Origin of the sequence: Oceanobacillus jeddahensis, from assembly GCF_000750635.1 — a bacterium.
Taxonomy (GTDB): Bacteria; Bacillota; Bacilli; order Bacillales; family Amphibacillaceae; genus Oceanobacillus; species Oceanobacillus jeddahense.
The window spans coordinates 251,023-272,720 of sequence record NZ_CCDM010000002.1 but is presented as its reverse complement, the minus strand read 5'-3'; the positions used below and the strand labels follow the sequence as shown (position 1 = coordinate 272,720).

The window sequence follows — 21,698 nt, the reverse complement described above, 5'->3', positions numbered from 1 at the left end:
CTTTTAGCATCCTTACTTTTCTTTTAATTACTCGTATACGTTTTAAAACCTTCCAAAGCCTCATCAAGTTCTTCGTCTGTTAACGGATTTACACTGTGTAATGTGTTACTCCCATAGGCAAGCAACGCTACCTCTTCAATTGTTTCAGCCCTTCTATATGCATCTGCTAATGTACTGCCGACTGCCACAACACCATGGTTAGCTAATAAAACGCCATTTGCATCTCCAAGTGTCTCCACAGCATACTTTGCAAGCTGTTCAGAGCCATATCTAGCATAAGGTGCAACTGCAACTTCTCTACCTATATCTGCAATTGTATAGTGTACTGGAGGAATTGCCTTATGTGCACAGGCAAATATGGTTGCATAGGTAGAATGTGTATGAACAATCGCTTTAATATTTTCTTTTTGTAAATAAATATTTGTATGCATCGGCGTTTCTGAAGAAGGTTTACGGTATCCCTTCACAACCTCACCTGTTGTAAGGTCTACTTCTAAAACATCTTCTTCTGTCATTTCATTATAAGGAAGAGCGGATGGTGTGATGTACATCATTTTCCCTTCTTTAACGCTTACATTCCCAGAGGTTCCTACTGTTAATCCTGTATCATAACATTGCTTCGCTATCTTTACTAGTTCATTTTGAATGGACATAATCTTTTCCACTTCCTTTATTTTTATTTAAACCATTAATATCATTTCTATAGTTGTACCATGCTTGATAAAGTTCTCTTAATTTATTCTCATTTGAAGGGTAAAATATTTTGGCAGATTCCTTTACATTATTGACCTCTCCTAAAGCATCATTGCAAATAATAACACCGCCCATTAGAGATGCTTGCCGGTACCCTTCTTTTACAATGATTTGTTTACCGAGCAAATCAGCAAGCATTTGTGGTAAAACCATCCCCTTAAATCCTCCGCCACACCCATACACATATTCTTTGGATGTTGGTGATATATCAATTAGTACATCAAAGTTGTACTTAATGGAACTAGCAATATCAAAAAGGATTCCATAAACGAAATCTGCCGCTGTAATTTCATGATGCACTGGAGCATCCATATAAAAACCACCTTTTAACAATGGTAAGTTTTTATCAAACACTAAAGTTCCAAAGGATGCTATAACATTGGGATGTTGTATAGCTAGCACTTCTTCTTCCATTTCTTCATAGCTTTTATCTGGAAAAAATACTTTTTTAAGTCTCTGATAATTTAATCCTGAAACACCTGCATTCGTCTCGATAATAAATTCATTTTCATGAACATGACGATTTGCCCAGCACCTAGCTTGTTTATCCGTTTGGTAATCGCTTACAATTTTGACTATAGGTGTTGTTGTACCAGACACGATCACAATATCATCGATTTCAGGCAACGCATTTTTAGCTGCAAGTTGGGTATCAGCTCCTCCAACGATAAATGGTATACCTTTTTTTACACCAAAGTATTTTGATGCTTGTTGATTTACCTTTCCTAAGATAGTCCCGCTTTGTTTCACTTCCGGAAGCCAATCTTGATTGATCCCAAATATTTCACAAAGCTCCTTTGACCATTCTCCTTGTTCAATATCAAATAATAATGTTTCAGATGCTTGAGAAGTTTCGTAAACGAGGTGATTCGTAAATTCATAACCAATCCAATCACTTATGCTTGTGAAAGCTGCTATTTGATTCCATAATTCAGGTTGTCTTTCTCTGACTCCAACAAGCTTTAAAGCTGAAAATACAGTCACTGGCCATCTACCTGCCTTTTGATAGACAGTATCAAATTCTGTAATTTCTTCTTCCCATTCTCTTCCACGATTATCTACATTAGGGAAACCAATAATGGACTTTCCTTCTTTATCTATCAAAACAATACCCTCTCGTTGGCTGGTTGAAAGAATTGCAGTAATTTCTATATCTCGACTTTCTTCTAGCACTGTTTGAATCATATTCCGGATATCTTTTAACATCCCCTCTGTATGAAACGAAACTGCATCTGGAAAATCACTGTCTTTATGGTACTGCACATCTGCTGTCTGTAAGGAAATAAGTTTCCCATCAATCGTTGTTATACCAACTCTTGCATTACCAGTTCCAATATCTAGGATTAAATAGCCTTTTTGCATATTAGTCCTCTCCTCTCATTACCGAATTACGTTATCAAGTTTCTTTTGGTTAAATATATTCGGGGAAACTCCTTCTTGTTTCCACTTTTTTAAATTATTATTCATAATTGCAGCGTGATGATTTTCTACTTCATAACTTGCCCCTGCAATATGGGGTGTTGCAAGTACATTAGGCAATTTGATAAGCTGATAGTCTTTTTCTCTTGGAGGTTCATGATCAAATACATCTAAAATAGCCCCTCTAATCGATTCGTTAGATAAAATTTCTATCAATGCATCTGTATCTACTACTGCAGAACGAGCCGTATTTACAAAAATAGCATCAGGTTTCATCAGTTGAAGCAGTTCTTTATTAATTAGATTTTTAGTAGCATCATTTACTGGTAAATGAATCGAAACAATATCACTTTTTGCAAATAAATCTTCTAGAGATGTTTTTTTATAAGACGCATGCAAATCTTCAACAAATGGATCATAATACTGTATATCACAAGGAAAATGCTTAATTAAATTTGCTATTGTTTGTCCTACTGCACCAAAACCAACAAATCCCACCGTTTTTCCCGCTAACTCATTTCCTTTAAATTCCAAGTATGCACTAAGTTCTTCAGATGACCAATTATTCTCTTCAATCCATTTATTACTTGGAATGATATTTCGCATAAAAGAAATGACATTGCCAATAAATAATTCAGCTACAGCTTGAGCATTCCGTGCTGGAGTATTAAAAACCGGGATTTTGTTTAGCGTAGCTGCATCAATGTTAACGTTTACAGGATTAGCACGACAAACTCCTATAAAGGAAAGTTTATGATTTTCTATCACATAACTGCTTACATCATCAACTTCTGTAATCAGTCCCTCAATATCATTCTCTTTGCATAATTTAAGAAGTTCTTCTTCATTAAAACCTCTTCCATTGGCTTTCCATGGTTTGTATATCACTTTTTCATTATATTGTTCCAGCTCCTTCATAGCATCTTCGCTATAAGGAGCTGTAATTAAAATATTCATTCTTCTTCCTCCTTAGATTTAATCATTATAAAAGTAATTTTGCGGTTTCATCTGTGGTAATTAAAATATTTACAAGTCTGCCGTTTAAAGCACCTTTTATCGCATCTGCTTTTTCCTCACCATATGCTAACGCGATTCTAGTCGGAATTCTTAAAAGATCAATAGGCTCCGTTCCTAAAACCCTGTCTGAAATATGGTTTAGTGAAAAATTACCTTGTTTATCAAAAAAATGAAGTAAGATATCTCCAACACTATGTTTTTTTAGCATTTCACTTGTTAATTCAGGATCTAGATTTCCTCTTAGTATTGTTGCATCTGGACTTACATCTCCAATACTGACAATCGAAATGTCAATATTTCTAATCTCATTACAGCTAGACTCTATATTTTTATCCTTCAAAAAGTATTCCTTTACTTTTTTAGATTCAACAAGAGCTGGAGCAGGTAAGAAATAAGGTTTTGCATTTAACGCCTGAGCCCAATTTTGAATTAGTGAAGTGGAAGGGATTTCATTTTCCATTCTTCCAATACTCCCAGTCATCTGAACAATTTTCAAATCAGGTCTTGCATCACATACATGCAGATATTTTCCAACCTTGTGCACTGTCCTTCCTAACCCTAAACCTAATGAGCCTTGATATGGGATGATGCTATTCAAATAATTCCCAACTATCATTTCGTACATATTATCTCCGTTTTTTTGAACAACAACAGCGTCTTTCAGCTTATATTTCGTTACTAATTCATTTTCTAAATCACTTCTTCTTAGATTATCAATGTTAGAAGTAATATAGAAACGCACCACTCCTTCTTGTTTTGCTTCACTTAGAAAACGCGCAACGGAAGATCGTCCGATATCTAATTGTTCAGCAATTTCTTTTTGATTCATTTCTAGAACATAATACATTCGAGATATTCGTTCTAAAAAATCTCTTTTGGTATTTTGTTCATTATTAATACTTTTGTCCATAAGCTTATACACCTCATTATAGTAAATAAATTCAAATATTCAATAGTTAATACTAAAAATTTAAATAAAAACGCTAAAAAAATAGGATTAAAAAGAAAAACATAAACTTAAATTTTCCGAAAATACTATCTTGTACTTTTTTATCATTGATGATAATATTCTATTACACAATAACAAAATATCATATTTTGGACATATGTTCAAGTGTTTCGATTTTATTTGTAAGCGCTTTATAAAAAGGAGGAATAATAATGAATGAATTAGAAAAGCAAAATGAAGGGTTTCTTTACAAAATAGGTATTCCACCTAATCTAGCTTGGGGATTTTTAGGTGTTTTGATTTTTATGATTGGTGATGGAATTGAACAAGGTTGGATCAGCCCCTATCTAGTAGATAATGGTTTCACAGTTCAACAGGCAGCTTCATTATTAACAGTGTACGGGATTACCGTAGCTATTGCAGCTTGGTTTTCAGGTGTTCTTGTCGATATGCTTGGTCCTAAACAAACGATGACACTCGGATTGATCTTGTATTTAGCTGGAACAATAAGCTTTATTTCATTAGGTTTATCCAGTATGAATGAAGCAATCTTATTTCCCACTTACGCATTAAGAGGATTTGGTTATCCTTTATTTGCTTATTCATTTCTTGTTTGGATTTCCTATAGCAGTCCAAAAGAAAATTTAGGAAAAGCAGTGGGGTGGTTTTGGTTTGTATTTTCTGGTGGTCTATTTGTAATGGGAGCTTTTTCCTCCAGTTATCTAATCCCTGCCATTGGTCATATTCCAACATTATGGACATCTGTGCTTTGGGCACTAATTGGAGCATTTTTTGCGCTTGTATTAAACCGGGATAAAATCAAAAAAGACGATACTGGCGACCCAAATCAAGATAGCAAATTAAAAGAGTTGCTTAGCGGAATTACAATTATGAAGGAAGAACCAAAAGTTTTTGTTGGTGGGGTAGTTAGAGTTATTAATTCTCTTGTTACATTTGCATTTCCAGTATTTATTCCTTTATATATGATTGAGCTCGGCTACACGACCGAAGAATGGCTGAAAATTTGGGGAACCCTGTTCACAGCAAATATTATCTTTAATTTAATTTTCGGCTTTGTCGGTGATAAACTTGGCTGGAGAAATACCATTATGTGGTTTGGTGGTGTTGGAACAGCTCTAAGCACATTAGCGCTTTACTATGTCCCTCAGTTCTTCCCAGGAAACGCAACTGCTTTACTAATTGTGACAATATTATTAGGAGCATTTTTAGCCGGATATGTTCCACTTTCCGCCTTAATACCTTCCTTAGTAAAAAAGGAAAAAGGAGCTGCAATGTCTGTTTTAAACCTTGGTGCCGGATTACCAACTTTTGTAGGTCCAGCACTTGTCGGATTATTGATTGGCCCTATAGGTTCTACTGGGGTAGTTTGGGTTTTAGCTGCTATTTACCTTTTGGGAGCATTATTAACTAAATTCCTTACTATAGACACTAACATTTCATCTGCTCAAGATATAGATGATTCCTTAGCAGATGAAGAAATAAAACTTTCTTAAGTTTGATCTAAAAATCAGTTACATCCGATAAAACGAAACTTCACTCAGTGGGAGTTTTTCGACGCACAACTCTTTACGATGGGGCGAGTAATCGCAGTGCCAGCCCCAGTCCCAGGATGTCGCGAACTTAGTCTGCTTCCTTCATTCTCCCACTGCGTTAGCCTAAGTGATTCAGGGAGTTAGCTCACCTGATCTCCCGCCTAAATAAATTTATTTTCACGCTTTATTTTGAGGCGGGAGTTTTACAGACGCTTCTCCGTGATAAATTCTTAAAAATATCTCGTTAAAAATGGATGAGCTCACATATAAGTTAAGTTCATCCATTTTTATAATTCATTGTAACGACCAAATACGGCTCTTCTTAATTTCTAAACAGGGTGCAACAATTAGCTAAACACTAACTCCTTATTAGCTTCTCCACAACTTCTCTCGGCTGTACCTCCAAACAAAACAGCTCATCCAGCTTTACCCACACCGGCTGATAAGTCCCTCTCTTCCGATAAAAATTTGTGTATTCTTCTCCTTTTCCCGTCCCAAACTCGCCCCCTATCATTTCTGCTGCAAAATAATATTGTTTCCCTTTAAAATATATAATATCGAAAAGCTCTGTAATTCTGACATGGATTCCCAATTCTTCATATGCTTCCCGAATAGCAGCTTGCTCGGGAGTCTCCCCTTCTTCTATACCGCCTCCCGGGAACACATAATAAGTTAAGTTCTCACGTACTCTTTTTATCAATGCTATTTTATTCTCCTGAATAATCACCGCAGCACTCCTGTTTCTCATCCATACACCTCTTTTTATAACGTATCCCCTTCTATGCCAGACCCTAAGATACTTTTCGCAATCGTCATAGTCACAATAACTGAGCAAAAGAAAGTATCTGTTAACCCGAGTTTCGACCAGGCATCTCCGTCTCTTTCCACCACCCACGTCAACGCCCGGCAGAAGGTTTGGGAAAGGAATAAACAGCGCGGCAAAGAGAACCAGAATTCTCTTTTCTATTACCATCGAATAAGTGCTATTATATCAAAAACAACACGTAATTCAGAAAAGTTTAGATGAAATAGGTACATGCAAATGGATTCAAAGCATCGTAAAAACTTCAGATACCCCAGGTATGATACCTGAAGTTTTCCCAGTTATTCCTGCTCCTGCTTATCCCAGTCTTCAAAATCATCATTATTTAAATTTCTTATCTTACCGTTATTCTCGATGACCGCCTCCACTTCTACGTCCACATTTATATGCGGGTATATTTCATCCAGAAAGTTTTTCAGCTCATTATGGGTATAATTTTTTCTGATTCGATTACTGATTCCAAGGACATCTGCATGTTTATCTTGCAGTTTTTTCACAAGCTGAACTGTATCTTTTTTTACTTTTTCTTCAAACTTTTTCTGGATATCTTCATCGTTTAAATGATCCTCTGCTTCGGCAACAATCATCACAAATTCTAATTGGATGGTTAAATCAATCTCATCTCCATGATGTTTGTAATCGTACTCTACATCTCTTTCAACAAGCTCTACATCCGTTGTCTCATCAATCGTTATAAACGTTTTAATAACGTTTTCTTCATTATTTAATAAATTCATCAACAGCACTTCTAAAGAATCCAATGTTTCAATGTTTTTTCCATTCTTTAGAACAGATGCACCAAAGTAATCCAGTTCCAAATTTTCATTTGAGCTAATAATTGGGATTGCAATATCTGAGGTATACGAGTGAATGCCCCTATATACCTGCCATAGACTGACTTCGGGATTATAAATTTCCCACCCGGTCTGCTTTTCCAAAAAACCAAATATAGGTACTCCAACTTTTTGAAACGTGTTGATCATCTGATCAATATAGGTATCCATATCTTCTTTGGTAAATGCCACAGTTGGTGTTGCCGGCATATCACGCATGCGCATGAAGGTATTAATGATTTTTCCAATTCCCTCCTCCCCTAGTGCTTCATCTAAAACAATAAAACCGATATGTTCTAAATCAATGGTTGTTTCAATTTTTTTCTTGAGTTGTTCAATAGCGTCAACAATCGTAGCTCCTTTGCCGTCCACCTTAGCTAAATTCCTCTGCTCAGAAACCACGGAGACTGGGATAACCAAATACACTTGATACAAATCTTCATCTTTGGTTACCCCCATTAAAATAGGCGTAGAACGGTAATTAATATCTCTGGAATCCCAACATCCACTTAATAAAGCCAGCAGCATGAAAGAAATGATTATCTTTATCCAATAATTACGTTTCATGTCTATTCCTTCTTCCTATCCAAAAAATGAATATCAGCAGACTGATAATTGCGTAAAAGCGAAGAGGCAATATCCAAATAATATGCGACTGTACTTGCTCCCATGTAGAAATCATATTTGCTACAATTGTTATGAGGATAACTATAATAACTAGTGCAATTGAAGCATGGAGCTTGCCTGTATGAAACATACTTTGATATAACATCCGTAAAATATGCAATAACATCCCTAAAAATAATGTTGCGTAGATTAACAGGCTTAATCCAAAAAGGCTAGTCAGTGTTTCAAAGATAGACCAGTCGATATCAACAGTAGCTAGCATTTCTATATATGGAAAAGTAAAATTTCGCGCTATTTCATTTCCAAATACCAGCATGGGTGAATAAGCAGCCATAAATATAAACGGAATGATAAACCACGAAAACCAGAAGACTGTTTTGTAATTGAATTTTTTCCCCTTTGGTAAAAAAGCTATAAATAAAAAGGTTGGAGATAATATTAAAAATCCTGTAATAAAAGGCATTTCAAATAAAAAATCCATATTACTCACCTTTGCCGGGAAAAAGTTATACCATTCTGCATTGAAAAACGATAATATAAAAATAATAACAATGACATATGAAGAAGCTGCTGCTATTAAAAAGGTCGTCCGGAAAATACTTTCCATCGAACCAAGACCAATATAAGCAGCCGTTGTAATGAAAATAACCATGACATAAAACATTGGCGTCTGATTCAAGAATAATACCGTAGTAAACTCTGCATAAGTTCGGATGGAAACAATCACTGTTCCAATTATGAAAAGACCTAAGGGAACGAGTAAAGTAAGAGATACGAGCCAACGTTTTTTCGGCAAAATTTGTAAAATATTAGGTTCTTTCAACTTGGACACACCAAGCAATAAAACACCAAAAAGAACAACGTGTGAAAGTCCATGTATGAGAACAATCAGCCAATGCCCGTTATCTACTGTATCCAGGATAAGACTGGGAAACAGCAGAAACATCACTCCGATATTTGTAATTAAAAAATAGATTATAATCAATAAATTATTGATTTTCACTTTGAACCCCTTCCTTTTTCCACCGGACATAAGGAACTCCAAAACTCGAGATACGGGCTATATAGGAGCATAAAACCAGCAGACCGATGACATGCCCGAGAATTCCAAACAAGGCGGAGAAAACAACAATAATATACTTCATCAAACGCAGCGTGATCCCATTTTCAAAATTAACGACAATTCCATTGGCAATCGTCGTAGCAGCAATAATAATAATTAATACACCACTTACAAGGCTGGCTTCCACAATCGCCTGTCCTAAAATAATACCGCCTACCACGCCAATCGTATTGGATATCGAGAGAGGGAGACGGACTGCTGCCTCGGTAATCAATTCAATCAAGAGCAACATAATAATTATCTCAATAAAGGCAGGATAAGGGACGAACTGACGACTCTCTGTGATTGACAAAGCCAGCTGCACTTTTAACATTTCCGGATTGATTGTAATCAGTGCTACATATAACCCTGGCAATAATACAGCAATCATAATTCCGACAATACGAAGGAGATATAAAGAATATACAAATGCACTCAGATAGTTACTGTCACTTGGCTGCTTAAACACATCAAATACTGTGTTAAATAACACCAGCGCAAACGGATAGCCATCCATAAAGAATACAATTTTCCCCTGCTCTATGTATTCCATAGCATTTTCAGGAAGCTCTGTAGAGTTTACTCTTGTAATTAATGAAAATTTAGAGAAGCCAAATGCAACATGAATGTCTTTCACTTGTTTGATTTCATTTGAATAATCCTCGATTCTCTTTTTAATCATCTCTACCATGTGTTCCTCTGTCGTCCCTTTTAAAATAAGAAAAGAAAAGCGGCGGTTTCTTTTTCCGTGCTGTGTTGTAATTACTTCAATATCTTTTGATTGATATTTACTTCGCAACAGCCCTATGTTCTGTTGGCTATTCTCCGTAAAAGCATCCTTTGCCCCGTAAATAATCGATTCATTAACAGGAACCTCGATACTCCTGTAAAGAGGTTGGGAAACGGGATCGATAATCAATGACACTTCTTCCGCACGATTCCAAATGATTACTTTCCCTTCATATAATGTTTTAATTTGTTTATTGAAATCTATTTTCTTCCAGGATGTATTTGGGAAATGAAGACCGATTGATTCCGATGATTTTTCTTCTTCATGCCGGACCAATGTCTCCACCATTTCCCATGTGGCCGAAAAATCGACCAAACTTTCAAACCCAATCACATCATAAGGAATTTCATTAATAATGACGGACTTCATTTGCAAATCTTTATTCTTCTGTTTCAACTCTTCTATCTGATTGATGAAATCCATTCTCCGCATCCTTTCACTTATCTTATCTTTTAGTTATGAGCCAGGAAGTGCTTTTTCATACAAAAAATACGCTTCTCTGTTCTTACTATTTTTTTTAACGAGCGGGGATAAAACGAAACTTCATTCAGAGAGAGAGGTTTACAGGCTTTTCTCCATGATAAAGCGTAAATTATAAGAAACCTTTCCTCCTTTTTCTCGTATTATCTATAAAAGAATACGATTCGGAGGCTGGATAGCATGTTTCGTTTTTTTAAAAGCAAGCGCAGAGAAAGAGCAGTGAAAAAAGTAAAAAATGGGGACGGACATGCGCTGAAACCCTTTCGTTTTTATGAAATATTTTATCGTTCCCTTTTTTATATAAACCTTCATGAAGATGATGAAGAGAAGCATACTTATGCAGTCCATATTAATTACTTTGATGAAAATGAGTCCATCGATTTATACCGTGATGGAAAGCACCATGCAAAAACCTCTACTCCAGCTGTCTTTCCGGTTCCTGGAGGAGTTATTGAAGCTACAGCAACGACATATGGTTTAAAACGAATTCATTATATTACGGAAGATCAACGCGAGTTTGTACTCTCCCCAGATCGCCGTTCAGCGGAAGGTCTGCGCATGCGTTTCGATGCCAAATTCCCTGAAACAAGCGCCATTATCGGAAAGCTTGCCATTTTTATTCTGCTGGTTTCTTTAATACTAGGGCTTCCGCAGCTGGCTTCGCTTATTTCGGAGATTCCCTTTATTGCAGAGCGGTTTGGTTCTTTTGATTCGCCAATCATTCTTCCTTCTTGGGTGAATACGACACTTCTCATCGCTGGAGCCATCGCAGCTATTGAACGTGCTTTGACATTAAAAAACCATTGGCTGATTGATATGGAAACAAGCTGGTGGGATGATTAGATTTTTGAAGTGAACGGAAGAGGAAATGCATTGTTTATAAGCGGGGCATTTAAAAAATGTTCTGCTTTTTAATACAGCACCCATTCTTTAGGAGATGGATGCTGTATTACATATTTTTAGATGTGATTCCTTTTTATTGTTCTGATTATCAGCGATAAGAAGCGTATTCACACAGCTTTTTATCTATCTTTACGCTTCTACCCATATCCGCTCAATCTGTTCATGATGTTCTGAAATTTTTAACGCATAAACGTCCGGATTACTAAGTGTTCTCCATGCCTCAAATCCCGCATTCTTTTCATAATAGTGTAACAACAGAGAGATAATCCCTCCATGAGCAACAATGATGCTGTTCTCCGCATCACTTGTGCGCAAATCATTCACTACATCAACAATTCTTCTGGTTGCTTCATTACCACTTTCGCCACCTTCATATTTCAAATCTAAATCGGTATATGCCGCTTCGAGTTTTTCGATCCAATCTGGCATGGAAACAGTACTAAGCACCCTCTCCCGTAAACGATGATCTGTCTCTATTTTTAAATTATTCTTTTCGGCAAGCGGCTCTATCGTTTGTATCGCACGTAAAAATGGACTGGAGATAATACGATTAACTTCCTTGTCGGACAAAAATGCAGCTAACTCTTCCGCCTGCTCTTTTCCTTTTTCTGTTAAGGGAGCATCAGGAGCTTGTCCGGTTGCCTCACAATGCCGGATAATATAGACCGTTTTATTCATCTTTATCAACAATCCTTTCTTTTAAAAATTTGATTGATAATCTTAGCCTAACATGATTTTATAATATTTCTTTTATTTTTTATGAACCTTTTGCTTCGTTCATTTGTATAGTCAATAAGGAGGCGGTAATGAAATGAAGAAGTATACAAAAGGAGTTATCCGTGTTGGTGCGGCGATGATTATTCTATTTACATTAATCTCATTCATAACGAACAGGTGGTCATTTTTATGGATGTGCTTCATTATAGTCTTTCTTCATCTAATGTTTGCCGTTTTAGTAGAGAACAAGAATAAATATGTTAAAAAAGTTAATGAAAATCACTCTAAATAAAGCTAAAACAAGGGGGACGTGAAAATGAGTTTAACCGTAGAAAACCTGACTAAAAAATATGGAAATAAAACTGTTTTAAATAACATTACAGCGACATTTAAAGAAGGCAAGTGCTATCTGCTGTTAGGCGAAAATGGTTCTGGTAAATCTACATTGGCAAGGTGTCTTAGCGGTGATGAGCCTTATCACGAAGGTTCCATTTACTTCCATGAAAATGCAGCACCTTCTGATAAACCGATTATATTACAATATCAGACCTTTGACAGCTATCCCTATTTAAAGGTAAAAGAAGTCATAAAGCTATTTAGGAAATTGGTTACGAAGCCTTTTGATACAGATGAATTAGAAGAGATATTGGACATTTCTGCTTTTGCTAATACGTTAATGAAAAATACTTCTGGTGGACAGCGCAAAGCTGTTTCCATTCTAGTGGCATTCTTACTTCATAAACCTTATATCCTGCTGGATGAACCATTTGCTGATTTAGATCTGCATAAAAAACAACTGTTAGCTGCATTTTTACAACAGCAGGTACAACAAAATAATCAATGTCTGGTTATTATCAGTCATGAAATAGCTGGTTTGGAGGAGATATTTGATTATATCTATATCTTAAAGAATGGTACGTTTATTGAACAAGGCAGCAATACAGAGCTTCTGCAAAAATATCCACACAACGTATTTCCGGGATTATCTGGCGTATATTTCGAAGTAACTGGAAAAACATTGAAGGAGATGACAGGATGATTCAAACCATTGCCAAGAGTTATATATTAGAGACAGTAAGGAATTCAGGTGTCTTTTTAGGGAATGTCTTAACTCCAATTATTCTTATCGCTTGTTCTGCACTGGTCAACGTCTTTTTAGATCATCGTCCGGAGACTGTAGAATTCATGATTAAAGAATTATTTCTGCCTTTCTCTATTGTGTTATTGCTATTTTCTTTTTCATTTAACAGTGCAACTATTTATTTAGCGCAATTAAAAGCCAACAAAACCTTCCATTGGTTAACAAAGACAAATGTTTCACCATTTACTTACTTTCTTGGAATGGGAATCGGTGTATTTATTCTTATGAATGGATTTCTGATTTTTATTTTATCCGGATTTGCATTTTTAGTGTCTATTTCGATATCGGTATTTTTTACGATTCTGCTCACATGTAATATTATCTTTTTAGCGATGTATCCAGGAACCTTTATCGTAGCCGGCATTGTCAAAAATGGAGAAAAAGCACAAACCTGGCTGCTTCCAATCATGATGATTCTGATTTTCTCGATTTATATGCCCTCGGTATTTCTACCGGTAAGCGGGATCAACCCACAAGATTATTATATCTTTTTAAGCTGGAATCCAATGCTTTACTTCTTTGATATACTACATGTACAGTTAAATGTAATTGATCATACCTGGCTGAATCTTTATCAATATGCGTTGATTTTGATTGGATTAAGTATTTTGCTTAGTATACTTGCCAAGAAAATATATAATAGATAGGAAGGGAATTATGGGTACAGGATATATTGTTTCTTTAATTATAACTGGGATATTGTCAATATTGCTTGCAGCTATTATCAGATCATTCAATCATAAATATGTTGTTAAAGAAAAAGGAAAAATAAATTATAAAAAAACAACGATTTATTTAAGGTGGAACGTATTTGATACAATCACATTATTCCTTGCTATTTATGTCGTTATCTGTGCACAAATCTTATTTTTCTTCATAGCAGGTGGCCAAAACGTTGAAAATGTATGGGTGCAATTTCTATCCAATCAGACACAGACTTGGGTAATTGTTATTGTTAGCTATTTTGTTTCCCGTATTTCGATGACATTAAAATCCATCAAAGCGCACTTAAAGGATAATGAAAATGAGAAGTAATGAAGAATGGATGGAGATGTATCAACGTGGAGATAAAACAGGCTTTACGCAATTATATGAACGTCTGCATGAACCACTCTACTGTTTTCTATATCGATATACACAGGAAGAACAGCTCAGTATCGATATTGTGCATGATACGTTTGAAATCCTGCAGAAGAAAAAGCAGGCATTCAGCTCTGACAAAGGTACCGTCAAAGCTTATTTATTCCAAATTGCTTACCGCTTATTAATTAATAAATTAAACAGACGGAAGAAATGGCGGTCTCTTTTGCCATTTTTGGTTCCACAGACGGATCATGTGATAAACATAGATGAAAAAATGTGGGTCCAGCAGGCCATTGCCGGCTTACCCGATAAACAGCGGGCGATTATTTTACTTGTTTATTATGAAGATCTGCCGCAAAATGAAATTGCATCGATATTAGATATTCCAATAGGTACCGTTAAATCGAGACTACATAAGGCAATGAACACATTAAAAAACGACCTGGAGGAGGATTTTCATGCTGAAAGATGAATTTAACAAAGAAGACACATTAAAGAAAGAACTGGATCAATTCCAGGTGATTATTCCTGAGCAGAAACTCAGGCAAAAACAAACAGCCTGGCAGCGATTTATCCATTATTTAGCTTCCCCTGCCAAAGATCCTTTAGAAAAAGCAACCGTTACTTTAACCGGGCTAAATTTAACAAGGATGGTTCCTTTAGCTTTAGGGGTTGGGGTGAGCATTATTCAGTTATGGATTCATATGTAGACAATAAAACGCAATTAAAGAAAGATAAACTTTCTATTACTAATCTCTGTCCAACTTCCTTAACTGCAGTTTTACAGATACTAGATCAGGGAATGGATTTATAACCTGGAATAATGGGAGGTTCGTAAATTCATGCAGGCAGTATCCTGGATTATCTTTGGATATCTTCTCCTTCTCTTACATGTTTGGGTTCATGAATTGGGGCATTACCTTGCCGGCCGTTTTATTGTGGGAATCCATAAAGACAATATCCGGATAAAACTCTTTGAATATCCCCCTCATGTTGCGTTGAAAGGAGAGGATAAGCAATGGGTGGCACCGAATGACAAAGACGGAGATTATATAGAGAGCTATTTAAAACATGATCCGCAGGGTGAATGGTCATTTTTATACATAATGGCGGGTTTTATTTTTCAAACGGTTATTTTTTTCAGTCTGGCAGCGTGCCTCTTTTTTATTTTTAACCATTCTTTTGCAAACTTTATTATTGGCGGATCATTAATTTTCAATGCCGTATATATTTTCGGAGATGTTCTATTTTCTATTTGGAAAAAAACTCCTTTTGGTGACACGAGCGCTGCTTTTCTTTTTGCCAGGTGGCAAACGATTCTATTTGTCAGCATGCTTTTACTAAGCTATGTTTTCTTCTATATGTATATTTGGATTCAATCATAACTTTCATGTGATAAGGGGGCAGGTTTCATAACCGCTCCTCTTTTTAAGTTTACTGATACAAAATTATTTTTCCGGCAATATCATCTACTCGCAAGCTTTTCCACTACTTTTTCGGTTAATTTTTTAATTTCCGCTGCCTGACTGATGGACTCCCCTTATCCAGCAATTCTACAGCTATTTCCTTTCTTCCTTCTTCTTTCCCTCTCTCAAAATAAGAATTCGGCAACTGCATGATCATTTCTTTTTCCTCTGCTGGCAGGTTTCCCATTTTCTTCATCATTTGCGCTTTCTATTTGTTTAATTTTAAATAAGCCTCGCAGTAAGTTTTGCTTCATGTAAACAAAGTGAGCCAATTTACAATGAAACCAGCTCACTTTGTTTGTTAATTGAAACAGATAATCTATTTTATTTGTTTACTCACCAGCAAGCCTTTTAATTTCTGCTTCGCTTAAGTCTGTAATTTCCGCAATGTCACTCATTGACATACCTCTTGCTAACAGTTTCAAAGCTAATTCCTGGTTCCGCTTTTTTATCCCTTCTTGCTTTCCTCTTTCAAAATAAGAATTCGGCAGCTGCATGACCATTTCTTTTTCCTCTTCCGGCAAGTTTTCCATTTTCTCCATCATCTGTTTTTCCTCCTCTTTGTTTAGTTTTAAATAAGTCTCGAAATAACCATATAGGAACTCCATTTGCGCCGGATTGATTTTCAAACGGGTAATCATTCGCAGAAATTCCAGCTTTACTTGGACACGCTCATGTTCTTCATAGCCCATCTGACTAAGCAACGCGGCTGCCGCCGGGTTGTCTGATTGAATATATTCTTTCCAGTTTTTCTTTTTTAATTGTAATTGTAAAAAGTTAAATTGAAGTACTTCTTGGGTAGGTGTATTGACTTTGAATTGCGTCGGTTCTTCTTGTTTCCTATTATAACTCAAAACGGCGATAGGTTGAATTGGTTTGCGGTGTTTGGCATAGAGGTAAGCAAAGTAGAGAAACATTCTTTCAGGAAAATCTGCTTCATGGGTGGATTGTGCTTCGGTATGAATATGGAGAATTTTATCCTCGTGATGCAACTTTACTTCGGCGAGCACGTCAATTTCCTTTTTGGAGCCTTCAAGATAATCCAGGTAGACTTCCTGTTCAAGAAATGTGACGTTGGAGAAATCAATGTGGGAGTGAAGGTCGGGGAAGAAGCCTTCGATAAATTCCTCGAAAAATTCTTGTATCAGCTTTTTCGTCAGCCGATCATGTTTCATGTAATCTGCTTCTTCTAGTACAATGGGGACTGTAAACAATAGAGCACTTCCTTTCGTTGGATTATTTATATTTTAGCAATTATTCTGAAATACAACCAGTATAATGATTCCACTTTTGTTTCGAAAAATCTAATGAAATCAAGAAGCTCAAGTACTTTTAGCTATTGTAAAAACTTCCACCACTTCCTCATAAGAAAAGAGCATCGTCACAGACCATGCTCTCCTTCCCTTATTAGAACTGCTACACTAACCTTTTTCATTGTTTTACCCTTAAACTTGCGGTTTCTTTCCTTTAAATGAAACAAAGAAAACAATCAGACTCACAATAAAAGCAGCTAACGCTAACCATGAAACCGCATTTGACACGGGAATCACATTTAAAAATCCAAGTACAGCAATAATGGGCATAACAATAATGGCACCCAGAACCTTTTTAAAACGGGCATATCTGGCTCTTTCTTTAAATGAAGTCATGAAATGCCTCCCTTTCTAGTTATAAAAAGTTTTCCCGGTGCCCTTGCAAACAAAACATACTCTATGCTTTATGACGTGAAAATATAAGAATCTTCATTATTTTACAGGAGTAATTGTATTTATAAATCACTTATAGACAAAACCAAGTTCGTCCAATTTTTTATCTACCCAAGGACGTTCATACACCCCTTCAGTTAAAATTTTATTCATAATCAAATCTTCTTTCTCTGTTACTTTTCTCGTTTCTAAAGCTAATTCTTTTGCGCCGTCAGGGTCAATTATAACTATACCATCTTGATCTCCAACAACAATATCTCCAGGGGAAACCACTTTTCCACCAATCGAGATCGGAACATTAATTTCACCTGGTCCATTTTTATAAGGACCGTTGGGGCTAACCCCCTTTGCATATATGGGGAAGTCCATTGCTTCTAATGCTTCTGCATCTCTTATACTCCCATCTACAACAACACCAGTAATTCCTCTTGATTTACAATAAGAAATCATTAATTCTCCTAGAATCGCTCTCTGAGTATAACCCGCAGCATCGATCATAATTATATCTCCTGGTTTAGCCATATCCATTGCTTTATGAAACATTAAATTGTCTCCTTCAGGAACTTTTACGGTAAATGCTACACCAAGCAACGGGCTTTTATTCATTGGTCTTATTATAGAATCAACTGCACCCATCCGGCCCATACAATCATCAATGTTTGCAACCGGTATCCCTTTAAATGCATTCACTAAATCAGGCTCTGGTCTTTCAAAGTTATTTACTATTAAACATCCTACATCACTCATTCTTTCAACTCCCTATTTAAATGTCATTTTTATATTTGTGTCAAAAATTTCTTTATTTGCAATGAATTCTTTTTTTATCGTATTTCTATTTAAAACTTGGCTGACAAGTTCAAATGCCCATTTTAGTTGCTTTTGCTTAGAACCTTCACCATAAAAAGCGCTATGACTAGTTAGAATAACATTTTCCATATTTCTCAATTTAGATTTTTTATCTAACGGTTCATTCTCAAAAACGTCTAATCCTGCAAAACGAATTTCTCTTGTCTTTAACGCATCTACCAACGCATCTTCATCAATTAACGGACCTCTAGCAACATTTATAATCATTGCATCATTTTTCATTTTTTTAAATGCTTCTTCATTAAAAATATGCCTTGTTTCTGTATTGAGAGGAGCATGTAAAGAAACAACATCTGATTCTTTTAACATTGTATGAAAATCTACAAAATCTATATTAAACATTTCCTTTATTTCTTCTGACACATATGGGTCACAAGCTATTACTCTTGATTGAAACCCTCCATTGAAAATTTTGTATAATTCCTTTGCAGAACCACCAAATCCATATAAGCCTATAGTCATCTCTGAAATAGATTTTGGTGTATAATATTCTGCTTTCGGCCATTCTCCTTGTCTGATACGCCGATCATAATAAGCTGTATTACGAATTAAACTTAAAATCATAGATGTAGCATGAGCAGCCAATTCATCTAAACAGAAGCCAGGCATATATGACACAATTTTATGATTTTCTGTTGCAGCAGAGAGATTAATTGAATTAACTCCTATGCCAAACCTTTGTATCATTTTAAGGTTTGGCAATTTCGAAATCACCTTTTCACTCATTGGTGGATTTCCTGTACCTAAAATTGCTTCGGCTTCTTGACATTCTGATATTATTTCATCTTCTGAATAAAAATGTTTTAATTCCAACTCTATACTTTCTTCTTTAAATTTTTCTTTCAATATATTCAAATCGTCTATTGTTACGCTTCCATAATCCTTGTCAACTACAATAGCTTTTTTCATCTGTAAAACTCCTTCTTCTAGTTCTATTACAATGGCCAAAATAATGGAATTAGCATCATGCTACCAACGAGCACAACTGCAGAAAGTCCAATACCTGGAATAAAAAAATCTCTAAAGCTTAAATTCCCTGGCTTGATGATTAACGTATTAGTCCCCGAACCAACAGGTGTTAAGAAAGGAGCTGAAGCAGCTACGCATATTGCTATACCTATAGCCACAGGATTAACATCAATGGTAACGGCAATTGGAATTAACAATGGAGTAACCAAAAGAACAGTTGATGTATTCATCATCATATTTGTTAATAACATTGTTATCACTAGTACCAAGAATAAAAATAAAAGTTTATTTGGTTCTTCTCCTAATACCTGAACAACACCATCAGCAATTAATGTACCTGCACCGCTATCAGTCATTGCTTTTGAGACAGCGCTCATTCCTCCAACAATAAACAATGTTGGCCAGTCAATCGATTTTATTGCATCTTTTTCCGACATACACCTTGTTAAAATTAACAATATAGCTCCTACAGCAGCAACAAAATACATAGGGAAACTATCATGATTAATTGCCATAGCAATTAATACAGCTACAAGAATAACGCCTGCGATGATTGCTTTAGCAGGGCTAAATACATTACTTTCACTGCTTTTATGCGTATACTCCTCCAAATAGTCATGGTTAGATGTGTCCCCTTTTGTCAACGCTTTCTTACCAATTGTAAGAAAATAAATTAAAAATAGAATAGCAATGGGTATCCCAACTTTACCAATTTCAAAAAACGAAATGAATGAGATTCCCATATCTTCAATTAAACCGGCAGTACTTACATTACTTGCTGCACCAGCTAAAGTTAAATTTCCGCCAACACTCGCTGCAAACGAAAGGGGAATTAACTGTCTAGAAACCGATATATTTGCTTTCATACTCATTGCAATGACAATTGGCAGCATCATTGCAACGACTCCAAGTCCACTCGCGATGGAAGATAGTAATAATGCCACTAAGACCACGGCGATCATAATTCCATTTTCTGAGGTTCCCGTTATTTTGGTTATGCCAATACTTAACGTTTCGGCTATACCTGTATGGAAAAGTGCTGACCCTATAATCATCATGGCCGCTAATAATACAATTGTGGATCCTCCCATAGATTCAAAAACGACTGACTTATCTATAATCCCAAGTGAAGCTAAAACTAGTGCTCCAGTGACAGAAGTAACTGCTAACGGAATTCTTTCTGTAACAAAAAAGAATACCATGATGGCAAGAACAACCAATGTAATAATAGCTTCAATATTCATATTTTCCTCCTATAATATTAATGTGTAATTTCATTGAATTATATCTGCGCAGATTATTCATAAAACAACATTCAATAGAAATACTCAAAGAATACGCTTACATTAAATTGACTATTTCAATTGAATTATCGTTAATATTTATCTTATAACAATATCGATTTGATTAATAATGGGATTTATTCTATAGTGATTATAGACTTTTGGTTATATAGTAAAAGGAGACTACAAAATGCTGTTTAAAAATTTTGAATATTTTTTGACTATTGTAGAGGAGGAGGGCCTTTCGAAAGCAGCAAAAAAGTTATATATTTCTCAGCCTTCTCTTAGTAAATATTTAAAAAGACTAGAGGAAAATCTTGGGGTTGAATTATTTGACCGTAATGCATCACCATTAAAACTTAACTACACTGGTGAACGCTATTATCAATATATATTACAGATCATGACGCTTGAAAAGCAACTACAGAAAGAGTTTTCTGAAATACAATCAAGCAATCGCGGGAAAATTCGGTTTGGCCTTGCTATTTGGAGAGGCACTTCTTTATTGCCGGAAATTCTGCCTTTCTTTACAACTACTCACCCAAATATTGAAATAGATATTACGGAGGGGAAATCAAATTTCTTAATAAGAGAGCTTTTGAATGAAAAGATTGATTTTGCTGTAATGAACTTACCAACCGACATGGATTTTTCAAAGCTTACTTATGACACCTTGATGGAAGAAGAAATATTACTTGTAGGTAATAAGGATCATCCCTTAGTAAAAAAAACGAAATCGAAAGCAGATAACCTTAAGAAATATCCTACTATAGATATTTCCATATTAGAACCTGAGCTTTTTATTATTACTAAACCAGGTCAAAATTTAACGTCAGCTATTTTACATCACTTCAGCAAAAAACATTTCGAACCAAAAAATCTATTAGAAACTGAAAATTTAACTACAGCAATCAATCTAGTTTCTGCTGGAATGGGATTTACCTTTATGCCTGAAGGCGGACTAAAAGGTAAGCAACTTCCAAATAATATTGAGGTCTTTACACTAAATGATGCTAGTTTGATATGGCCCTTAGCAGTTGTATATAAGAAAGATACTTATATTACGAATATATCAAAATTATTTATTGATTCTCTAAAAGGAATTTATCAATAATTATACTCTCATCTACTAAATCAGAAAATTATGCTTGCATACATAAATAATTTATTAATGTCGTTTTGGAATTTAAGGCAGTCTTATCAGGAACATGATTTAT

26 protein-coding genes are annotated in these 21,698 nt (G+C 35.5%); 10 read left to right on the top strand and 16 right to left on the bottom strand.

Translation table 11 applies throughout. From position 1 onward, the window contains the following. Positions 1 to 23: 23 nt before the first annotated feature. Genes BN986_RS09095 through BN986_RS09080 form a run of 4 tightly spaced genes read right to left on the bottom strand, consistent with a single transcriptional unit; the run spans position 24 to position 4,018 of the window. Positions 24 to 653 carry a class II aldolase/adducin family protein gene (locus BN986_RS09095; RefSeq protein ID WP_040979495.1) on the bottom strand — a complete coding sequence of 210 codons (630 nt, stop codon included), beginning with the start codon at positions 651 to 653 and terminating at the stop codon, positions 24 to 26. After that, positions 637 to 2,115 carry an FGGY-family carbohydrate kinase gene (locus tag BN986_RS09090; RefSeq protein WP_052400725.1) on the bottom strand — a complete coding sequence of 493 codons (1,479 nt, stop codon included), beginning with the start codon at positions 2,113 to 2,115 and terminating at the stop codon, positions 637 to 639. Before BN986_RS09090 ends, BN986_RS09095 begins: the two co-directional genes overlap by 17 nt. Before the next feature lie 18 nt (positions 2,116 to 2,133). After that, entirely contained in the window at positions 2,134 to 3,129 is a 996-nt protein-coding gene (locus tag BN986_RS09085) for a 2-hydroxyacid dehydrogenase (protein ID WP_040979494.1), read from the bottom strand. 25 nt (positions 3,130 to 3,154) lie between these two features. Then, entirely contained in the window at positions 3,155 to 4,018 is an 864-nt protein-coding gene (locus BN986_RS09080; protein ID WP_187378540.1) for a sugar-binding transcriptional regulator, read from the bottom strand. A gap of 332 nt (positions 4,019 to 4,350) precedes the next feature. Between BN986_RS09080 and BN986_RS09075 the strand changes: the two genes are divergently transcribed. After that, a complete protein-coding gene (locus tag BN986_RS09075; protein WP_040979492.1) occupies positions 4,351 to 5,652 on the top strand; it encodes an MFS transporter in 1,302 nt (433 codons plus the stop codon). Positions 5,653 to 6,049: 397 nt separating this feature from the next. Here BN986_RS09075 and BN986_RS09070 read toward each other — a convergent pair whose 3' ends face one another. The 5 genes from BN986_RS09070 to BN986_RS09055 form a co-directional block, all read right to left on the bottom strand. Next, positions 6,050 to 6,439, bottom strand: a complete 390-nt coding sequence (locus tag BN986_RS09070; RefSeq protein WP_040979491.1) for an NUDIX hydrolase — start codon at positions 6,437 to 6,439, stop codon at positions 6,050 to 6,052. Between the two features lie 14 nt (positions 6,440 to 6,453). Further along, entirely contained in the window at positions 6,454 to 6,582 is a 129-nt protein-coding gene (locus BN986_RS27885) for a hypothetical protein (protein ID WP_262362462.1), read from the bottom strand. Positions 6,583 to 6,795: 213 nt separating this feature from the next. Next, a complete protein-coding gene (locus BN986_RS09065) occupies positions 6,796 to 7,914 on the bottom strand; it encodes a Ger(x)C family spore germination protein (RefSeq protein ID WP_040979490.1) in 1,119 nt (372 codons plus the stop codon). Next, positions 7,904 to 8,977: a GerAB/ArcD/ProY family transporter gene (locus BN986_RS09060; RefSeq protein ID WP_040979489.1), complete on the bottom strand. Its 1,074-nt coding sequence runs from the start codon at positions 8,975 to 8,977 to the stop codon at positions 7,904 to 7,906. The genes BN986_RS09065 and BN986_RS09060 overlap by 11 nt, the downstream gene beginning before the upstream one ends. Beyond that, on the bottom strand, positions 8,964 to 10,289 hold the full coding sequence (locus BN986_RS09055) for a spore germination protein (RefSeq protein WP_040979488.1): 1,326 nt from the start codon (positions 10,287 to 10,289) through the stop codon (positions 8,964 to 8,966). Before BN986_RS09055 ends, BN986_RS09060 begins: the two co-directional genes overlap by 14 nt. 237 nt (positions 10,290 to 10,526) lie before the next feature. Between BN986_RS09055 and BN986_RS09050 the strand changes: the two genes are divergently transcribed. Next, positions 10,527 to 11,189, top strand: a complete 663-nt coding sequence (locus BN986_RS09050) for a hypothetical protein (RefSeq protein WP_040979487.1) — start codon at positions 10,527 to 10,529, stop codon at positions 11,187 to 11,189. A 189-nt stretch (positions 11,190 to 11,378) separates the two neighbouring features. Here the strand turns inward: BN986_RS09050 and BN986_RS09045 are convergent, their stop codons facing one another. Further along, positions 11,379 to 11,927 (bottom strand): histidine phosphatase family protein, encoded by a 549-nt coding sequence (locus BN986_RS09045; protein WP_040979486.1) that lies wholly within the window; start codon positions 11,925 to 11,927, stop codon positions 11,379 to 11,381. A gap of 133 nt (positions 11,928 to 12,060) precedes the next feature. Here BN986_RS09045 and BN986_RS09040 point away from each other — a divergent pair, with 133 nt between their 5' ends. The 7 genes from BN986_RS09040 to BN986_RS09010 all read left to right on the top strand — a co-directional run bounded on the left by BN986_RS09040 (position 12,061) and on the right by BN986_RS09010 (position 15,575). Next, positions 12,061 to 12,258, top strand: coding sequence for a hypothetical protein (locus BN986_RS09040; protein WP_040979485.1), 198 nt, complete (start codon positions 12,061 to 12,063; stop codon positions 12,256 to 12,258). Positions 12,259 to 12,282: 24 nt separating this feature from the next. After that, on the top strand, positions 12,283 to 13,005 hold the full coding sequence (locus tag BN986_RS09035) for an ATP-binding cassette domain-containing protein (RefSeq protein WP_040979484.1): 723 nt from the start codon (positions 12,283 to 12,285) through the stop codon (positions 13,003 to 13,005). Further along, entirely contained in the window at positions 13,002 to 13,754 is a 753-nt protein-coding gene (locus BN986_RS09030; RefSeq protein ID WP_040979483.1) for an ABC transporter permease, read from the top strand. Before BN986_RS09035 ends, BN986_RS09030 begins: the two co-directional genes overlap by 4 nt. A gap of 10 nt (positions 13,755 to 13,764) precedes the next feature. After that, positions 13,765 to 14,142 (top strand): hypothetical protein, encoded by a 378-nt coding sequence (locus BN986_RS09025; protein WP_040979482.1) that lies wholly within the window; start codon positions 13,765 to 13,767, stop codon positions 14,140 to 14,142. Beyond that, the gene (locus BN986_RS09020; protein WP_040979481.1) at positions 14,123 to 14,662 is read left to right on the top strand and encodes an RNA polymerase sigma factor; all 540 of its coding nucleotides are present in this window, start codon (positions 14,123 to 14,125) and stop codon (positions 14,660 to 14,662) included. Before BN986_RS09025 ends, BN986_RS09020 begins: the two co-directional genes overlap by 20 nt. Continuing rightward, positions 14,649 to 14,900 (top strand): hypothetical protein, encoded by a 252-nt coding sequence (locus tag BN986_RS09015; protein ID WP_040979480.1) that lies wholly within the window; start codon positions 14,649 to 14,651, stop codon positions 14,898 to 14,900. Before BN986_RS09020 ends, BN986_RS09015 begins: the two co-directional genes overlap by 14 nt. A gap of 132 nt (positions 14,901 to 15,032) precedes the next feature. After that, positions 15,033 to 15,575 carry a hypothetical protein gene (locus tag BN986_RS09010; protein WP_040979479.1) on the top strand — a complete coding sequence of 181 codons (543 nt, stop codon included), beginning with the start codon at positions 15,033 to 15,035 and terminating at the stop codon, positions 15,573 to 15,575. Between the two features lie 115 nt (positions 15,576 to 15,690). Here BN986_RS09010 and BN986_RS26955 read toward each other — a convergent pair whose 3' ends face one another. The 6 genes from BN986_RS26955 to BN986_RS08985 form a co-directional block, all read right to left on the bottom strand. Beyond that, on the bottom strand, positions 15,691 to 15,855 hold the full coding sequence (locus BN986_RS26955) for a hypothetical protein (RefSeq protein WP_157037069.1): 165 nt from the start codon (positions 15,853 to 15,855) through the stop codon (positions 15,691 to 15,693). Positions 15,856 to 15,988: 133 nt separating this feature from the next. After that, a complete protein-coding gene (locus tag BN986_RS09005) occupies positions 15,989 to 16,870 on the bottom strand; it encodes an Rpn family recombination-promoting nuclease/putative transposase (RefSeq protein ID WP_052400723.1) in 882 nt (293 codons plus the stop codon). A 231-nt stretch (positions 16,871 to 17,101) separates the two neighbouring features. After that, entirely contained in the window at positions 17,102 to 17,305 is a 204-nt protein-coding gene (locus BN986_RS09000) for a hypothetical protein (protein WP_040979478.1), read from the bottom strand. A 126-nt stretch (positions 17,306 to 17,431) separates the two neighbouring features. After that, positions 17,432 to 18,109: an RraA family protein gene (locus BN986_RS08995; protein ID WP_040979477.1), complete on the bottom strand. Its 678-nt coding sequence runs from the start codon at positions 18,107 to 18,109 to the stop codon at positions 17,432 to 17,434. A gap of 12 nt (positions 18,110 to 18,121) precedes the next feature. Then, complete coding sequence (locus tag BN986_RS08990) at positions 18,122 to 19,138, bottom strand: C-terminal binding protein (protein WP_040979476.1); 1,017 nt, start codon at positions 19,136 to 19,138, stop codon at positions 18,122 to 18,124. 26 nt (positions 19,139 to 19,164) lie between these two features. After that, positions 19,165 to 20,442: an SLC13 family permease gene (locus BN986_RS08985; protein ID WP_040979475.1), complete on the bottom strand. Its 1,278-nt coding sequence runs from the start codon at positions 20,440 to 20,442 to the stop codon at positions 19,165 to 19,167. A 229-nt stretch (positions 20,443 to 20,671) separates the two neighbouring features. Between BN986_RS08985 and BN986_RS08980 the strand changes: the two genes are divergently transcribed. Continuing rightward, the gene (locus BN986_RS08980; RefSeq protein ID WP_040979474.1) at positions 20,672 to 21,595 is read left to right on the top strand and encodes a LysR family transcriptional regulator; all 924 of its coding nucleotides are present in this window, start codon (positions 20,672 to 20,674) and stop codon (positions 21,593 to 21,595) included. Positions 21,596 to 21,698 lie beyond the last annotated feature (103 nt).

Excerpts from the sequence above, each read along its gene's own strand:
- BN986_RS08985 (WP_040979475.1), bottom strand. The coding sequence starts at position 20,442 with ATGAATATTGAAGCTATTATTACATTGGTTGTTCTTGCCATCATGGTA.
- BN986_RS09055 (WP_040979488.1), bottom strand. The coding sequence starts at position 10,289 with ATGGATTTCATCAATCAGATAGAAGAGTTGAAACAGAAGAATAAAGAT.
- BN986_RS09040 (WP_040979485.1), top strand. The coding sequence starts at position 12,061 with ATGAAGAAGTATACAAAAGGAGTTATCCGTGTTGGTGCGGCGATGATT.
- BN986_RS08995 (WP_040979477.1), bottom strand. The coding sequence starts at position 18,109 with ATGAGTGATGTAGGATGTTTAATAGTAAATAACTTTGAAAGACCAGAG.
- BN986_RS09075 (WP_040979492.1), top strand. The coding sequence starts at position 4,351 with ATGAATGAATTAGAAAAGCAAAATGAAGGGTTTCTTTACAAAATAGGT.
- BN986_RS09045 (WP_040979486.1), bottom strand. The coding sequence starts at position 11,927 with ATGAATAAAACGGTCTATATTATCCGGCATTGTGAGGCAACCGGACAA.
- BN986_RS09080 (WP_187378540.1), bottom strand. The coding sequence starts at position 4,018 with ATGAATCAAAAAGAAATTGCTGAACAATTAGATATCGGACGATCTTCC.
- BN986_RS08980 (WP_040979474.1), top strand. The coding sequence starts at position 20,672 with ATGCTGTTTAAAAATTTTGAATATTTTTTGACTATTGTAGAGGAGGAG.
- BN986_RS09065 (WP_040979490.1), bottom strand. The coding sequence starts at position 7,914 with ATGAAACGTAATTATTGGATAAAGATAATCATTTCTTTCATGCTGCTG.
- BN986_RS09090 (WP_052400725.1), bottom strand. The coding sequence starts at position 2,115 with ATGCAAAAAGGCTATTTAATCCTAGATATTGGAACTGGTAATGCAAGA.
- BN986_RS09010 (WP_040979479.1), top strand. The coding sequence starts at position 15,033 with ATGCAGGCAGTATCCTGGATTATCTTTGGATATCTTCTCCTTCTCTTA.
- BN986_RS09025 (WP_040979482.1), top strand. The coding sequence starts at position 13,765 with ATGGGTACAGGATATATTGTTTCTTTAATTATAACTGGGATATTGTCA.
- BN986_RS26955 (WP_157037069.1), bottom strand. The coding sequence starts at position 15,855 with ATGATGAAGAAAATGGGAAACCTGCCAGCAGAGGAAAAAGAAATGATC.
- BN986_RS09095 (WP_040979495.1), bottom strand. The coding sequence starts at position 653 with ATGTCCATTCAAAATGAACTAGTAAAGATAGCGAAGCAATGTTATGAT.
- BN986_RS09085 (WP_040979494.1), bottom strand. The coding sequence starts at position 3,129 with ATGAATATTTTAATTACAGCTCCTTATAGCGAAGATGCTATGAAGGAG.
- BN986_RS09015 (WP_040979480.1), top strand. The coding sequence starts at position 14,649 with ATGCTGAAAGATGAATTTAACAAAGAAGACACATTAAAGAAAGAACTG.
- BN986_RS09030 (WP_040979483.1), top strand. The coding sequence starts at position 13,002 with ATGATTCAAACCATTGCCAAGAGTTATATATTAGAGACAGTAAGGAAT.
- BN986_RS09000 (WP_040979478.1), bottom strand. The coding sequence starts at position 17,305 with ATGACTTCATTTAAAGAAAGAGCCAGATATGCCCGTTTTAAAAAGGTT.
- BN986_RS09035 (WP_040979484.1), top strand. The coding sequence starts at position 12,283 with ATGAGTTTAACCGTAGAAAACCTGACTAAAAAATATGGAAATAAAACT.
- BN986_RS08990 (WP_040979476.1), bottom strand. The coding sequence starts at position 19,138 with ATGAAAAAAGCTATTGTAGTTGACAAGGATTATGGAAGCGTAACAATA.
- BN986_RS09070 (WP_040979491.1), bottom strand. The coding sequence starts at position 6,439 with ATGAGAAACAGGAGTGCTGCGGTGATTATTCAGGAGAATAAAATAGCA.
- BN986_RS09050 (WP_040979487.1), top strand. The coding sequence starts at position 10,527 with ATGTTTCGTTTTTTTAAAAGCAAGCGCAGAGAAAGAGCAGTGAAAAAA.